Origin of the sequence: Nocardia bhagyanarayanae, assembly GCF_006716565.1 — a bacterium.
In the GTDB taxonomy this organism is placed as follows: domain Bacteria; phylum Actinomycetota; class Actinomycetes; order Mycobacteriales; family Mycobacteriaceae; genus Nocardia; species Nocardia bhagyanarayanae.
On the sequence record NZ_VFPG01000002.1, the window covers coordinates 1,164,248 to 1,180,203 of the forward strand.

The window sequence follows — 15,956 nt, forward strand, 5'->3', positions numbered from 1 at the left end:
CGATCAGTCTGGCAGTCCTGTTTCGGTCACTCTTCGGGCGGTTCGATACCGAGGGCTCGTAGCTGCTCGGCCTCCGGGCTGTTCGGATCGTAGGGTCGCGCGGCCGTCATGATCACCCTGGTGTTCTCCGGTGTGCGGATCTCGAGTTCCACCGAGTTCCACGGCATCCGTCGTGGTCCGGTCGTGCAGCCGGGCAGCAGTTCGGTGCACGCGGCCTCGATCTCGTCGAGCTGGCTCAGCACACAGGAGAAGCTCACCGTCGACGCGGGCGCCTCGGCGGGCCGCTCGCCTTCCACGAGCAACACGTCCTGGAACGCCCAGCGGCGCAGGTGGGTGAGCCGGCCGGGGATCGAGAACAGGTCGAAGAATCCGAGGCCGCGGGTCCAGAAGTCGACCGACGCGGCCAGATCGGGCGTCGGCGCCGTGACGAACATCGGCATTCCGTACAGGCCGTGGAAGAGTTCCGGGGGCGTTGCGTCCAGAGCGGGCACGGGAACGGGGCTGATGTCGAAGGCTGGGAATGTCTCGGTCATGACGTCATCGTCGAGCCTCACGCGACGTGAGGGTCAAGTCGAGCGCCGTCGTGCCTCGGAGACCACCGAGGCACGACGGGACGGTGTCCGCTAGGCGATCGTGACGGTTTCCAGATCGAGGTCGCGGAAGGGCGTGACGGTCACATTCCGCAGCCGTTCCGACCAGCCGGTCTGCACGCCGGGGACCACCAGCGGGATCGCGGGCATGTCCTGCAGGACCAGGCGTTCGGCCTGCTGGTAGAGACTCCAGGACTCCTGCTCGTTCGCCGTGGCGTCGGCGCGGGCGAGCAGCGCGTCGACCTGCGGGTTGCTGTAGCGGCCGGTGTTGGACGAACCGCCGGTGCGGTAGAGCGGGTTCAGGAAGTTCTCGATCGAGGGGTAGTCGGCCACCCAGCCGGTGCGGTAGATCGTCCGCATCTGGTGGGCGTTGATCTGGCGACGGAACTCGCCGAGCGTCGAGACGGGCTGGAACCGGCATTCGCGGCCGAGCGCCGCGGTGATCGACGAGCACACCGCCGTCAGCCACTTCTCGTTGGCCGAATCGACGTTGGACGCGATCTCGATCGGGCCCTGGAATCCGGTGCTGTCGAACAGTTCTCGCGCCTGCTGCGGTCGATGCTCGCACAGTGCCCCGCACTGGCCCTCGGTCGCGCCGCGCACGGTGGACGGCACCAGTCCCGGGGCCGGAATGCGATCACCGGTGAACACCGTGTCGATGACGTGCTGGCGATCGATCGACATCGAAATCGCCTGGCGCACCCGTGGATCGGCGAAGCGCGGATCGTAGAGCGGGAACGTGATCGACTGCAGGCCCGTTCCGGCCCGGGTGAAGTGACGGCCCGCGAGATCCTGCTTGTAGCGTCCGCCGACGAGCGCGTCGCCGGGCAGGACCTCGAGGAAGTCGAGACGATTGGCGACGACGTCGGCGTAGGCCGCCTCCAGCGTCTTGTTGAAGCGGAACTCCGCGCGTTCGATGGCCGGCTTGTGCTGGCCGGCGTAGTCGTCGTCGCGCTGGATCGTCAGGCTGGAACCCGTTGCGTGCGAGACGAACTCGAACGGGCCGTTGCCGATCGGATGCGCCAGGTAGCCCGCCCGATCGGTGAAGAACTGCTTCGGCAGCGGCGCGTAGGCGAGGTAGCCGAGGCGGTTGACGAAGCTCGGCAGCGGCGCGGCGAGGGTGATCGTGAACCTGTGGTCGTCGAGGACACGCAAGCCGCTCATCGTGCGCGCCGCGGGACTACCGGAATTCGCGACGGGCGTGCCGCTCGGGTCGGGCGCGTTCACCGCGTCGAAACCCTCGATCACAGAAAGGAATCCGGCTCCCTGCTGCTGATTGGGCGCGTACGCGGTGTAGTTCCACGCGTCGACGAAGCTGTGCGCGGTCACCGGCGTGCCGTCGTGGAAGGTCCACCCGTGCTTCAGCGTGACGGTGAAGACCCGGGAGTCGGTGGTCTCGATGGATTCGGCGACGGCGTTGCGCGGCGCCGCGGTGCGCGGGTCGTAGTCGACCAGACCCTTGAACAGGGTGCGAAGGATTTTCGACCCACCGGCGTCGGTGGTGTCGCCGGGCACCAACGGGTTCTCCGGCTCGGTCGTGTTGAGGGTGAGCAGACTGGCCGCTGGGTCGGGAGAAGTCGTGTCCGCGCCGCCGCAACCCACCGCACCGAGGGCCGTGATACAGGCGGTGAGAACGCATAGCGCGAGTCGAGATTTTCGCATCGGGTACTGCCTTTCCTGCGTGATGCCGGGCGCGTCCGGCCACGACGAGGATGTGGCCGGATGTCCCCGGATCAGTGCAGCAGTGCCGTGCGTTGACCGTAATACGTTGGACCCCAGGACAATCAAAACCGGTCAATTGATCAGGACTGCGTCGCGGTGAAGCCGATCCACATCGCGGTCCACCAACACCCTTGCGAGACAAGAGCGGTCACGATGCCGCGTAGCACGAGCGGGAAGCCGAGGTGTGGTCCCGCCGCGGCCATCCGCCGTTCGAGCGCCATCGCCTGTACTCCGTTGGCCATCAGAACCGCGACCAGCGCCAGCTTCACGCGCGTGGCGAGAACCTCGAATTCTGGTTCGAGCAGCATCCCGCTGCCCACCAACCCCGCGAGCCCGACCCAGATCGGCAGGTGCAACCGGCCGATGTCGTGCAGCAGTTGTGCCGTCGTCACCCGCCCCGTCAGCCACAGCAGCGCCGCGTAATCACCGACCAACACCGCGCCGAGCCCGACCACCAGCGCCGCCAAGTGGACGAACAGCGCGACCCGGTGCAGGTCCTCGCTCACATCCAGGCGGCTCGACACCCAGATCGCGACCGCGAGGAACCCGCCCGCCGAGAGCGCCGCGAGCGCCGGCGCGACCGCGCCGCCCCGAGTTGCCGGTGTCACCTTCGCGACGTCGATGGACATGACGCCTCGTCCTCTCCCTCGGGCAGATCCCATGCGTCTGCCAGTGGAACAGGCGCGCGCGTTGACCTCCGCTCGTTCGGTCAACCGTCCATCAATCGACCCGCCGGTCGAAGGCGCTCGCGGCCACGGAACGTGCCGGTAGCCATCGGTTCGCCACGGATTCGGCGGCGGAGGATTCGCCCGCTCGGCGCGGGGTACGCGACGAAGATGGAGAACACTCGGACCGGCATCACCCTCCGCGTGGACGGTGAACAGCGGTCCCTTCGGGTGGACAACCGCACCACGCTGCTCGACGCGCTGCGCGAGCAACTCGGCGTCACGTCGCCGAAGAAGGGGTGCGATCACGGACAGTGTGGGTCGTGCACCGTGCTGCTGGACGGTCGCCGAGCCACCACCTGCCTCACCTTCGCCGTCGCGCAGGACGGCGCCGATATCGTCACCGCGGCCGGGTTGAGCGAGGGCGACGAGCTGCACCCGATGCAGGAAGCGTTCCTCGAGCGCGACGGGTTCCAGTGCGGCTACTGCACGCCGGGACAGGTGTGCTCCGCCGTCGGGATGCTCGACGAAGCGAAGGCCGGTCACCCCAGCCACGTCACCGCCGATCTCACCGCGGAGCCGGAACTGACCGACGACGAGATCAGGGAGCGGATGAGCGGCAATCTCTGCCGCTGCGCCGCCTATCCGAACATCCTCGCCGCGATCCGGGCGGCGGCGGCGCCGTGATCCCGTTCGAGTACCGCCGCGCCGCCACCACCCAGGACGCGGTGGCGACGGTGTCGGCTCGGCCGGATGCCGCGTACCTGGGCGGCGGGACGAACCTCGTCGATCACATGAAACTCGGCGTGATCGGGCCGCGCCTGCTGGTGGACGTCAGCAGGCTCCCGCTCGCGGATGTCGAGGAGACCGCCGAGGGCGGTCTGCGGATAGGCGCGGCCGTGCGCAACAGCGATCTCGCCGCGCATCCAGTCGTGCGCAGCCGCTATCCCGCGTTGTCCAGGGCGCTGCTCGCCGGTGCGTCCGGTCAACTGCGCAACTTGGCGACCACGGCGGGAAATCTGTTGCAGCGCACCCGTTGTCCGTACTTTCAGGACGTCACCACGCCGTGCAACAAACGGGAACCGGGCACCGGTTGTTCGGCGATCGGCGGATACGTCCGCTACCACGCCATTCTCGGCGCGTCACAGCAGTGCGTCGCGACTCACCCGTCGGATATGGCGGTGGCAATGACCATGCTCGACGCCCGCGTGGTGGTGCAGGACGCCGACGGTACGAAACGCATCCCGATCGCGGATTTCTATCGCCTGCCGGGTGATCGGCCCGAGCTGGACACCGTGCTGAGTCACGGGCAACTGATCACCGCGGTCGAGCTGCCCGCACCACCTGCCGGTGCGCGCTCGACCTACCGCAAGGTGCGCGACCGCGCCTCCTACGCCTTCGCGCTCGTCTCGGTCGCCGCCGAACTCGTCCTCGATTCCGGCGAGATCTCCTCCGCGCGAGTCGCTCTCGGCGGCGTCGCGCACAAGCCATGGCGGGCCAGGCAGGCGGAAGCGGCGCTGGAAGGCGCCGAGGCGAGTGACGAGACCTTCGTCCGGGCGGCGGGGGCCGAACTCGCGCATGCGCGGCCGCTCGACGGCAACGAGTTCAAAGTCGAACTGGCACAACGGACTCTGGCCGCGACCTTGCGCTCCCTCACCGAAGAGGCACGGCGATGAAGCCGATTCCAGCGAAATCGATGGGTGCGCCGCTCACCCGGCTCGACGGTCCGGCGAAGGTGACCGGCACGGCGCCTTACGCCTTCGAGCATCAAGTGCAGCGACCCACCTATCTGCATCCCGTTCAGGCGACCATCGCGCACGGGCGGGTCGTCGCGATGGACACCTCCGCCGCCGCGGCGCTGGACGGTGTGGTGACCGTGTTGACCGTCTTCGACGCTCCGAAGCTCGCGGATACCTCGGACGGCGAACTGAGAATCCTGCAAGACGATCGGGTCCACTTCCGCGGACAGCTGATCGGCGCGGTCGTCGCGGAGTCGGCCGAAATCGCCCGCGAGGCGGCTGATTCGGTGCGCGTCGACTATCGAACCGAGCCGCACGACACCGAGCTGCGCGCCGACCACCCCCGGCTGTACGCGCCGGAGAAGCTGCTCGAGACCGAGCCCGCCGATACCGACGAAGGCGACGTCGACGCCGCACTGGCCGCCGCCGCGGTGACGGTCGACCAGACCTACACCACCCCGATCGAACACAACAATCCGATGGAACCGCACGCGTCCATCGCGGTGTGGGACGAGACCTCGGGGCGCCCGCGGGTGACGCTCTACGACTCGACACAGGGCGTGCACGCGGTCCGCAAGACGCTCGCGCCGTTGTTCGGCCTCGAGCCCGGACAATTGCGAGTCATCGCGCCACACGTCGGCGGCGGGTTCGGCTCGAAGGGCGCCCCGCACGCCCACAATGTGCTCGCCATCATGGCCGCGCGGCGCAGCGGTGGTCGTCCGGTGAAGTTCGCCGTCATCCGCCAGCAGATGTTCGCCCTCGTCGGCTACCGCACCCCGACCATTCAGCGGATCAGGCTCGGCGCCGATCGGGACGGCAGGTTGACGGCACTGTCGCACGAAGTCGTCGAACTGACCTCGGCGGTCAAGGAATTCGCGGAGCAGACCGCGCTGGTGTCGCGGATGATGTACGCCGCGCCGAACCGCCGGACCTCGCATCGCCTTGCGCCGCTGGACGTTCCGGTGCCGTTCTGGATGCGCGCGCCCGGCGAATGTCCCGGAATGTTCGCCGCGGAAGTCGCGATGGACGAGCTCGCGGCCGCCTGCGGCATCGACCCGATCGAATTGCGCGTACGCAACGAACCCGAATCCGAACCCGCGTCGGGCAATCCGTGGTCGGGGCGGCATCTGATCGAGTGTCTCCGCACGGGCGCCGAAAGGTTCGGCTGGGCCGAGCGTGACCCGGCGCCCCGCAGCCGTCGGCAGGGCGACTGGCTGCTCGGCACCGGCGTCGCCGCCGCGACCTATCCCGCCTCGTCCATGCCAGGAAACGTCGCTCGCATCGTCTACTGCTCCGACGGCCGGTACACGGTGCAGATCGGCGCGGCCGACCTCGGCACCGGCACCTGGACCGCGCTGACCCAGATCGCCGCCGACGCGCTCGGCTGCGACACCGCCACGGTCGATCTCCAGATCGGTGACACCGACCTGCCCGCGGCCTCGGTCGCCGGTGGGTCCTCTGGCATCAGCTCGTGGGGTACGGCGATCGTCGCGGCCGCGCGGGCCTTTCGTGAGCAGCACGGCGAAAAGCCTTCCGCCGGAGCCGAAACCATCACGGAAGCACCGGAGAATCCCGACGCCGACAAGTTCGCCATGCATTCCTTCGGCGCCCACTTCGTCGAAGTCGCCGTCGACCGGGACACCGGCGAAATCCGCGTCCCCCGCATGCTCGGCGTCTTCTCGATCGGCCGCGCCATCAACGCCCGCACCCTGCGCTCCCAGCTGATCGGCGGAATGACCATGGGCTTGTCGATGGCGCTGCACGAGGAAAGCGTGCGCGACCACCGATTCGGCCACGTCGTCACCCAAGACCTCGCCACCTACCACATCAGCGCCCACGCCGACGTCCGCGACATCGAGGCGATCTGGCTCGACGAAGTCGACGAACACGCCAACCCCATGGGCTCCAGAGGCGCTGGCGAAATCGGAATCGTCGGCGCCGCGGCGGCCGTCGCCAACGCCGTGTACCACGCCACGGGCATGCGAGTCCGCGACCTCCCGATCACCCCCGACAAACTCCTGGGCTGATCGACGTTCGGCGGAACTATGTTCGAAAGCCGTCGCGCGTCAGCGGTGTTGTTGGGAGGCGGCGGCGTCGGCGCTGAGGTCGGAGAGGGTGAGTGGGTGGGCGGGGGGACGGTCGAGGATGAGTGTGCGGTGGGCGTGGAGGTTGTGGTCGATGTGGAGGAGTTCGCCGGAGGGCAGGAGCTGCCAGTCGGGGTCGTCGTCCATCTCCTCGCTGGCTACGACCACGGTGGGGACGCGGGCCGGATCGGTCGATCGGACTCGGACGGTCCCCGCGGTGCCGCTGTGTTCGAGATGTTCGCCGGGTTCACGGTCCAGTACGTAGAGGTCGTGGGTGGCGGGGTAGCGGAGCGCCCATAGTTCGGTGGCGGTGGTCAGCAGCATGTTGATCGCGAAGATCGGCAACTGGTCGGCGATCCAGTGCGTCGCCCCGGTGATGCCCGCGGTGACGTCTCCGTTGTGGGCGTCGATGTGTTTGGTGATCAGGGCGAAGAATCGCTCCGAATCGGTGTCGCCCTCGACCAGTTCGCGGTATCGGCCGAGTTCCTCGTCGAGGCGGGGAAGCTCCTCGATGACGCCGTTGTGCGCGAAGAGTCGCCCATCCTGGGTGAAGGGGTGGGTGTTCTTCGTGCTGAGGTCGCCGGTGGAGGCGTGCCTGATGTGGGCGAGGAAGGTGGCCGACTCGCGGTGCTTGGCTTCCACCGCGAACTGCCGGTCCTCGTACGCGGCCAGCGGCTGTTTCTCGACCAGCGGCCGCCCGCCCGTGTCGAATGTGCCGAGCCCGGTTCCGTCGGGATTCGCCTCGCTCTGGCGATCCAGGCTGTCGGCCGCGTCGAGTAGCCAGAAGCTTGCCTTCACCCGTCGCGGAGCGGCGGTCAGTCCGAAAAGTCGACACATCGTGGCATCACCCCTGCGCCGGTCGCACCGAATGATCTTGCCCGTGGCGTCCGAGCTAGCGCGCGCCGGAATCCTGTCGATTCCGGCGCGCGTCGCACTCGGAAAGGTCCGCCCAGTACCGACCGGACGATTCCCCGGATATCGCGAACTAGCACTCGAGCCCGACGATTACCGCGAGCCGATCAACGCCGGGCGAGTCCGACCAGACGCTGACGCAACCAGGTGAGCGGGGTCGCGCCCCCGGCGGCCACCGGGTAGTTCGGGTAGCACTGGTGGGCGCCGGAGGCCAGGAAGTCGTCGATCTGCTTCTTGCGCTCCTCGTAGGCCGAGTTGTTGAGCTGGTCGTGGAGCAGCCCGAAGCCGCCGGCGGCCATGGCGTCGTCGATCAGTTCGCCCGCCTGCTGCTGGTACTTGTCGAACAGGGCGGGGTCGGGGTTGGAGACCTGCGCGAAGAATCCGGCGATTCGGGCGGCGTAGTCACCGTCCGGGGTAGCGCAGTACAGATCGCCAGGGGCGCAGAACGTGTAGGTGTGCGGTGTCAGCCAGCCGAATCCACCCAGTCGCGGGCCACCCGCGCCCGCACCCGGCACCGGCGGGCCGATCAGGGTGTCGGTGGGGGAGCGGCGCGGGTCGGCGATCAGACCGACGAGGCCGACCCGGTCGGGCGAGACCACGCCGAGCCCGGTGCCGATCTCGGCGGCGAGATCGCCTGCGGCGTCCGCGCCTTGGCTGTAGCCGAGCAGCGCGAATCGCGTCGTCGCGCAGCGCTGAGCCGTGTCCGCGATGAGCGCGCGGGCGGTGTCGATGGCTTCGCGCTTGGACCGGCCGTACACCTCGCCTTCCCAGGGGAACGCGGTCGCGGTGTAGGCGACATAGTCGGTCCAGACGTCGCCGGGCAGGTCGTCGGCGACGGCGGCCAACATCCCCTTGCCCGGTTCGGTTTTCGAGGTTTCCCAGGTCCCCGGAACCGCCACGACGTGGACGTCGGGGCAGTGCGGCGGGCTGGCGTGTGCGGTGGTGGCAGTGGCGGCGGGTGACAGGACTGCGGCGAGGGTCGCCACCGCGCAAGCGGCTGTGTTCGTCCATCGAGTAAACATCGCGTACTCCGTGTGTTCGCTGGTGGGCGAGGACGACGGCTCTCGGGGCGAGTGCCGGTGTCGTTGTCTTTCAGGTAGGCACGAGTGCGTCGGGAAATCGTCCGGGGGGACAGACAATATTGTGGCGGAAAGTTTGGTTTGTGCACGGTGATGCTCGAGGATTGCCCTCACGTGTCGGCGCGAGCGCCCGAGCCTCGATACCGACCGGCGGTGAGCGCGACCTTCGGCAGTGCTCCGGCGCGGCCGGTGCGACGAGGTTTCGGGCAGACTGGGCGCGGGGATACAGCACAACGATCCTCGGCAAAGGCCCGGCAGAGCACGATCGCGAACAGGAGTGCCCGCGATGACCGACGTCCGCATCGGCGAGCGTCCGGCGCCGGTCGTCTCCGCGCGCGGCTTACCGCCGGTCGGCGGGTGGTCGCGGCGGGCACGGACGGTGCTGACCGCGTCCACCCCGCGCGCCGTGGTCCTCCTGGCCTGCTGTCTCGTCGTGGCGCAGGTGGCGCTGCGCGGCTGGATCGCCGGTCGCGGCTATTTCTATTGGGACGACCTCGTTCTGGTCGGGCGCGCCGGTCGCTACGAGCTGTTCTCCGCGGACCTGCTGCTCTACGACCACGACGGTCATTTCATGCCGTTGGCCTTCGCCACGGCGTGGCTCGTGACCAAGGCTGCGCCGCTGGTGTGGGCGGGTCCGGTGATCTCGCTGATCCTGCTGCAACTCGCGGCCTCGCTCGCGGTGCTGCGCATGCTGATCGTCGTGGTGGGCAGACGCCGCGCGATGCTGGTGCCGCTCGTGCTCTACCTGGTGTGTCCGCTGACGCTGCCCGCGTTCGCGTGGTGGGCGGCGGCGTTGAACGCGTTGCCGTTGCAGTTCGCCCTCGCCTGGGTGATCGGCGACGCGGTGTTGCTGGTGCGGACGGGGCGGCGCCGGTACGCGGTGTCGGGGATCGTCGTCCTGGTCGTGGCGCTGCTGTCCTTCGAGAAGTCGGTGATCGTTCCGTTCGTGGCGTTCGCGGCCGCCGCCTTGACGCACCACGTCGACGGTCACGCCGGTGTCATCCGGACGGTCGCTCGTCGCGGGGCGTCGCTGTGGGCGGGTTGCGGTGTGGCGCTGGTGGCGTGGCTCGGCGTCTATCTCAGCGTTGTCGACGTCGCCGCCGTGCACGGCGACGGGCCCGAAGTCGGGGAGCTGTTGCGCACCGCCACGTCGCTGGGTGTCGTGCCCGCGTTGTCGGGCGGGCCGTGGGTGTGGGAGCGGTGGTTGCCCGCCACGCCGTGGGCGGCGCCGCCGGACTGGGCGGTCGCTTTCGCTTGGGTCGTGCTCGGTCTGCTGGCATTGGCTGCCGTCTTCTTGCGTCGGCGGGTGACGGCGGTCTTGGTGACGGTCGCGGTCTACGTCGTGGTGGCGCAGCTGCCGCTCGCGCTGATCCGCAGCGGACCGCACACCGCCACCGAGATCATGCAATCCCTCCGGTACCTGGCCGATGTCGCGGTGGTGATGGCGCTGGCCGGTGCGCTGGTGCTCAGGGCGCGGCCCCGCGAATCCGAGCTGTGGACGCGGCTCGGACGGCGGCGCCTCCTCGCGCCCGCGATGGTCGGGCTCACGGTGGCGTTCGTGGTGGGCAGTCTGTGGTCCTCGTGGACCTTCGCGCGGGCGTGGGCGATAGGCCCGACCCGGACCTACCTCACCAACGTCACGGCCGCGCTCGGCGCACAGGAGGAGCCGCTGCTGGAACAGGAAGTGCCTTGGGCCGTCCTGGCGCCCTACGCCTATCCGCAAAACCTCGCCGAGAACGTGCTCGCACCGGTCGCGCCGCCCACCGCGTTCGCCGACTCGACGCCGCGGCTGCGCATGATCACCGACACGGGCGAGATCGTGGACGCCGTCGTCTGGTGGAACCGGCACATCCGCCCCGGTCCCGACTCCGGCTGCGACTACCGGATCGCGGGCCCGACACCGGTCGCGCTTCCGCTGGACGGGCCCATGCTCGACAACAACTGGACCGCGCGGCTGAACTATCTCGCCGACCGAGACGGACAGATCACCGTCGGCCTCGAGCGCGGGCGGCCGGTCGTCGTCCCGGTCCGGGCCGGGCTGCACACGGTGTACGTTCGCGTGGTCGGTGGCGGGTCCTATCTTCGAATAGGTTCCTACACAACGGGTCTCGCGTTGTGCGTCGGGGTGGGGCAGGTCGGGGTCGCGTCCTACGACCGTTGAGTGCTCGGGTGTGCTCCGCCGCGAATATCGCACGAAGCTTCAAGTATTCGAACTCTTGCTGTGATCGGCCTCTGGCAGGAAGAAGTCGCTGCAAATCTTCGAAACTCAGTCGATCGCGCTGGTAGCTGGCGGTAAACTGGATGAGACGCTTTGCCGCGGCGCTGCAGGAGTTCGTCCTTGTTCGTCGACGCGAGCGTGTGACCTGTCCGAATGCCCTGCCGCGGACGGGTGTCGATGCCTGATGAGTCCGCACCGGCCAGTTGCCTTTGCGGCACGGCGATCTCGCCGCGTGGTCGTTGCGGCCGAGGGCCGCGGCGCTGGCCCACGAATGGGGCAAGTTCGCGAAAACGCCAGGCGGGCGAAGATATATGGCTCGTGAGCCCCGGCATCGAGACACCGGCCAAGGGCAGACGGGCCATTCATCAGCTCAGTTCCGGAGGTGGTCGATGGCCGAAAAGTTCGAGGGGCGGGTCGAATTCGATATCCGCGATTCGGTGCCCGACTGGGGACCCTACGCGGAGCCGACGGCCCCGAAAGACGCGCCGAACGTGTTGTATCTGGTGTGGGACGACATCGGTATCGGCACCTGGGACTGCTACGGCGGTCTGGTCGAGATGCCCGCCATGACGCGCATCGCCGAGCGCGGCGTGCGGCTGACGCAGTTCCACACCACCGCCCTGTGCTCACCCACCCGGGCCGCGCTGCTGACCGGACGGAACGCGACCTCCGTCGGCATGGCGACCATCGAAGAACTCACCGACGGTTTCCCCAATATGTGCGGACGCATACCGGCCGACACCGCGTTGCTTTCGGAGGCGTTGTCCGAGCGTGGATGGAACACGTACGCGGTCGGCAAGTGGCACATGACGCCGCTCGAGGAAGAGAATTCGGCGGCGTCGAAACGGCATTGGCCGCTGGGGCGTGGATTCGAGCGGTTCTACGGTTTCCTCGGCGGTGAGGCCGATCAGTGGTATCCGAATCTGGTCTACGACAATCACCAAGTCGCGCAGCCGTATACACCCGAGGACGGGTATCACCTGTCGAAAGACCTGGCGGACAAGTCGATCGAGTTCATCCGTGACTCGAAAGTGATCGCCCCCGATAAGCCGTGGTTCCTGTATCTGTGCCCCGGCTGCGGCCATGCGCCGCATCACGTGCCGCGGGAGTGGGCCGACAAATATCGCGGCCGCTTCGACATGGGATACGAGAAGTACCGCGAGATCGTGCTGGAGAATCAGAAGCGCATGGGTCTGCTGCCGGAAGGCACCGAACTTTCCTCCATCAACCCGTACGCGCACGCCACCAGCGCCGACGGCAAGCCGTGGCCGACGCTGGACACCGTACGACCGTGGGATTCGCTGTCGGAGGACGAGAAACGGCTGTTCCGTCGGCAGGCGGAGGTGTTCGCCGGATTCCTGTCCTACACCGACGCGCAAATCGGCAGGCTGCTGGACTATCTCGAGGAAAGCGGCCAACTGGACAACACGATCATCGTCGCGCTCTCGGACAACGGGGCCAGCGGAGAAGGCGGTCCGAATGGCACGGCCAACGAGATGAAATTCTTCAACGGCTACATCGACACGATCGAGGAGAACCTGGCCAAGATCGACGAGCTCGGTTCGCCGAGCACCTACAACCACTACAGCATCGGTTGGGCGATGGCGTTCAACACCCCGTACAAGCTGTACAAGCGGTATGCCTCGCACGAAGGCGGCATCGCCGACTCGTGTCTGGTGTCCTGGCCCGCCGGGATGTCGGCTCGTGGTGAGATACGGCACCAGTACGTCAGCGTCTGCGACGTGACGCCGACCGTTTACGATCTGCTCGGCATGACGCCGCCGGACACGGTGAAGAACGTGCCGCAGCGCCCCTTGGAGGGCACCAGTTTTCGCGCACTGCTCGACGACGCGACCGCCGACACCGGCAAGCACACGCAGTTCTACTCGATGTTGGGGACGCGCGGAATCTGGCATCGCGGATGGTTCGCCGACACCATCCACGCGGCATGCCCCTCCGGTTGGGGACATTTCGACCAGGACCGCTGGGAACTGTTCGATCTCGAGCACGACCGCAGTCAGGTGTACGACCTCGCCGACAGTTATCCCGAGAAGCTGGAAGAGCTGAAGGCGCTGTGGTTCTCGGAGGCGGAGAAGTACCAAGGGTTGCCGCTCAACGACCTCGACATCGTCTCGGCCATGACCAGGTACCGTCCGACGTACGCCGCCAAGCGCGACAGGTCGGTCTACTATCCCGGCGGCGCGGAAGTGGGACCCGGTGCGGCACTGGAGATTCGGGGCCGATCCTTCGCGCTGCTCGCCGAGACGACGATCGACAGTCCGGACGCGAAGGGCGTGCTGTTCGCCCACGGTGGGCGGCTCGGCGGGCACACCTTGTTCATCGAGGACGAGCACCTGTACTACATCTACAACTTCCTCGGCGAGGAAGAACAGATGATCGTCTCCGATCGCCCGGTACCGCTCGGCGACCACATCCTCGGCATCCGCTACGAGCGCCACGGAACCCGCCCGGACAACTTCACGCCCACCGGCGAGGCCGTGCTGTACATCGACGAGACCCCGGTCGGCTCTCTCGGCGACATGCGCACCCAGCCGGTGACGTTTTCCGGTGTGGGAGAGGGTGTTTGCGTCGGCCGCGACAGCGGTCAATCCGTTTCCAGCCGCTACCCGTCACCGTTCCCGTTCACCGGCGGAACCACGCACAAGGTGGTCGCCGATGTGAGCGGCAAGCCATACCAGGACTTGGCAATGGCCGCGGCAGCGGCATTCTCGCGGGATTGAGGGAGGCCACACGCCTTCACCGGGTGCTGCGCGGACTCGCTCACAGCGCCTGTATGCCGTCGACCTGGTATGCAGCCTGGAGGTTCGCGTTGGCTGGATTAACTCGGCGAAGATTCACCGCGGCGGCTGCAGAACCTCGGTCCACCGGGTGCCGTCCCACCACCGGTGGTTCCCGGAACCCGCCGGATCGATGTACCAGCCGGGTGGCGGCCCGACCGGCGGCGGAAGAAGTGCGGAAGGTCCCGGCCGAGGTCCCCCGGCGCGGGCAAGCGCCCGGAGCAGCAAGAATACGAACAGCAACGCTCCTCCCACGCAGAACGTCGCCACTACCTCGGTGTTGGTGAGATCGTGTTCGGTCACGTACCACATGACGAAGAGGACAAGGAAGAGGCCAGCCAAACCCTCGGTTCGGTTTCGCCGCCTTCTGGCATCTTCGCGGCTGATCCCCGGACGGGGGACCGTTGTGTCCGAACGTCTTTCGTACGGGTCGCTGGGCGGCGGAAATGGCTGCGACATTGGGCCCCTACCGCAGTGCGACCTTGGCGCCGCCGGAGAACAGGGAGTCGTGCAGTTGGAGGGTGGTCGGGATGGTGCCGACCGGGACGTCGAACACGAGGGCCACCGAGATCTCGAGTCCCGGGTTGAGGTCGTACTCGACGGTGTCCGAATCGAGCGCGCGGGCGGCCGAGCTGTTGTTCGCGAACTCGCGGCCCTGGTCGTCGATAAGGGTTTGGTTGCTGTCGAAGTAGCTGCGGGGCTCGTCGCCGACATTCGTGATGTCGATGTGGATCACGACGAACTCGCTCCTGGCCTTCTGCTCGAACATGCCCGTGCCGACCTTGGCGACCGGGGGATCCACGCGAGTGACCTGGAACTCGAACTTGCCGTCCCGCACCGGTGAACCCGCGGGAGCGATCACATCGCGCGGATCGGGGGCGTTCGACTCACGCCCCGGCGCCGCGATCGCCGGTGGTGCGCTCGCGGTCGAGCTGTTGTTGCCGCCGCCGCTACCGCTGCTCGCCAGGCCGACGATGCCGAAGCAACCGCCGCACAGCAGGACGAACCCGCCGATCAGAATCCACGGCCAAACCGGCGTTTTCCGCGGTTGCGGAGGGTGCGGGGGATAGGGGTAGCCCGGTTGTGGCTGCTGGCTGTAGTACGGCGGCTGCGGTCCGTTGGGGCCGGGTGGAGGCGGCGGGAAAGACAAGGGAACCCCCTGGTTGCTGTAGTGGCGTCGCTGTGTCGATCTGGTTGGTGCTGCGGGCTGTTACGGGGTTTGCTCGGGCGTTCGGTATGGGCTGGTGTGGATAGCTGCATGGGCGCGGCGGACATCCTCGAGGAGGATGTAGCGACCTGAGGAAGTATTGTCCGCCAGCGCAATTCCGATGTTGGCAGATGCCGCAATCAGGTGTCTTCGGGGTTTCGTCCAGCGAGTGCAGTCGGTGCGGGTGCCAGGGGTAGCGCTGACTTTGGAGCTTTGGGTTGGGCAACGGGCTCCGGGGGCACGCCCGCTCGGGCGCGCACTCGGTCCCAGGTATTCCTCGAACGGTGCTGGGCACGTCGTGTGCCGTACCCGGCTTACCTCCCGCAGTTGGGTGCGGTGTCTTGGTTTCCGGCGTGGTCGACCGGCTCTGGTTGCGTCTAGAGAGGGCAAGTGGAAAGAGTCTTTGGCCGATCAGCCCTGGAAGAGCTGTTGGCCTGTCAAGCCCCCAACCACCATTTGACTACCGTCGATAGAGAAATGGATTCGACGGTAGTCAAATGGTGGCTTTCGAAGATCAAATAGCAACCATTTGACTACCGTCGATTTTCACGGCCTTCCCCGCGCCTGCATCGGGCGCGCTGGCGCCGCATCGGACTAGCTCGCGACCTCTGCCCACGCCGCAAAGTGCTAGTTCTTGTGTGCGAACTGTGCATGACTGCATGTGACGACCGCCCCTACACCGCAGCTTCACCCTCCGACTCCACTCGCTGCCCTCTCTAGACGCAACCACAGCCAGATGACCACGCTGGAAGCCGCACCCACGCCCACCAACTGCGGGAGGTAAGCCGGGTACGGCACCCAACGCGCCCAGCCCTGTTCGAGGCAAACCTGGGCCAACCGCGCGTGAAGAGCGAGCCCAATCCCCGGAACCCGTCTGCCACCGCACCACCCCCGCAAGCACCGATGGAACCCCGCTGAGACTGCCCCCACTCCGGCAGCCGA

The 15,956-nt window shown here is 67.5% G+C and carries 12 protein-coding genes; 5 read left to right on the top strand and 7 right to left on the bottom strand.

Annotated features, from left to right (window positions below; all coding sequences use genetic code 11):
- Positions 1-26: 26 nt before the first annotated feature.
- From FB390_RS32070 to FB390_RS32080, 3 genes are all read right to left on the bottom strand, one after another.
- Entirely contained in the window at positions 27-533 is a 507-nt protein-coding gene (locus FB390_RS32070) for a VOC family protein (RefSeq protein ID WP_141812898.1), read from the bottom strand.
- A gap of 90 nt (positions 534-623) precedes the next feature.
- Positions 624-2,252 (bottom strand): peptide ABC transporter substrate-binding protein, encoded by a 1,629-nt coding sequence (locus FB390_RS32075; RefSeq protein ID WP_141812899.1) that lies wholly within the window; start codon positions 2,250-2,252, stop codon positions 624-626.
- Between the two features lie 140 nt (positions 2,253-2,392).
- The gene (locus FB390_RS32080) at positions 2,393-2,941 is read right to left on the bottom strand and encodes a hypothetical protein (RefSeq protein WP_246124510.1); all 549 of its coding nucleotides are present in this window, start codon (positions 2,939-2,941) and stop codon (positions 2,393-2,395) included.
- Between the two features lie 207 nt (positions 2,942-3,148).
- Between FB390_RS32080 and FB390_RS32085 the strand changes: the two genes are divergently transcribed.
- From FB390_RS32085 to FB390_RS32095, 3 genes are read left to right on the top strand one after another with little or no spacing between them, the layout of a single operon-like run.
- Complete coding sequence (locus tag FB390_RS32085) at positions 3,149-3,664, top strand: 2Fe-2S iron-sulfur cluster-binding protein (RefSeq protein ID WP_141812900.1); 516 nt, start codon at positions 3,149-3,151, stop codon at positions 3,662-3,664.
- On the top strand, positions 3,661-4,653 hold the full coding sequence (locus FB390_RS32090) for an FAD binding domain-containing protein (RefSeq protein WP_141812901.1): 993 nt from the start codon (positions 3,661-3,663) through the stop codon (positions 4,651-4,653). The genes FB390_RS32085 and FB390_RS32090 overlap by 4 nt, the downstream gene beginning before the upstream one ends.
- Positions 4,650-6,743, top strand: coding sequence for a xanthine dehydrogenase family protein molybdopterin-binding subunit (locus FB390_RS32095; protein ID WP_141812902.1), 2,094 nt, complete (start codon positions 4,650-4,652; stop codon positions 6,741-6,743). Before FB390_RS32090 ends, FB390_RS32095 begins: the two co-directional genes overlap by 4 nt.
- A gap of 39 nt (positions 6,744-6,782) precedes the next feature.
- Here the strand turns inward: FB390_RS32095 and FB390_RS32100 are convergent, their stop codons facing one another.
- Both FB390_RS32100 and FB390_RS32105 read right to left on the bottom strand, forming a co-directional pair.
- Complete coding sequence (locus tag FB390_RS32100; RefSeq protein ID WP_141812903.1) at positions 6,783-7,637, bottom strand: class II glutamine amidotransferase; 855 nt, start codon at positions 7,635-7,637, stop codon at positions 6,783-6,785.
- Between the two features lie 182 nt (positions 7,638-7,819).
- Positions 7,820-8,734, bottom strand: a complete 915-nt coding sequence (locus FB390_RS32105; protein WP_141812904.1) for a cutinase family protein — start codon at positions 8,732-8,734, stop codon at positions 7,820-7,822.
- Between the two features lie 343 nt (positions 8,735-9,077).
- Here FB390_RS32105 and FB390_RS32110 point away from each other — a divergent pair, with 343 nt between their 5' ends.
- The gene (locus FB390_RS32110; protein ID WP_246124512.1) at positions 9,078-10,952 is read left to right on the top strand and encodes a hypothetical protein; all 1,875 of its coding nucleotides are present in this window, start codon (positions 9,078-9,080) and stop codon (positions 10,950-10,952) included.
- A 446-nt stretch (positions 10,953-11,398) separates the two neighbouring features.
- Positions 11,399-13,750: an arylsulfatase gene (locus FB390_RS32115; protein WP_141812905.1), complete on the top strand. Its 2,352-nt coding sequence runs from the start codon at positions 11,399-11,401 to the stop codon at positions 13,748-13,750.
- A 114-nt stretch (positions 13,751-13,864) separates the two neighbouring features.
- On the opposite strand, the gene FB390_RS34800 is transcribed toward FB390_RS32115, so the two are convergent.
- Complete coding sequence (locus tag FB390_RS34800) at positions 13,865-14,266, bottom strand: DUF2510 domain-containing protein (RefSeq protein ID WP_221639445.1); 402 nt, start codon at positions 14,264-14,266, stop codon at positions 13,865-13,867.
- A gap of 7 nt (positions 14,267-14,273) precedes the next feature.
- A complete protein-coding gene (locus FB390_RS32125; protein ID WP_141812907.1) occupies positions 14,274-14,957 on the bottom strand; it encodes a DUF4352 domain-containing protein in 684 nt (227 codons plus the stop codon).
- Positions 14,958-15,956 lie beyond the last annotated feature (999 nt).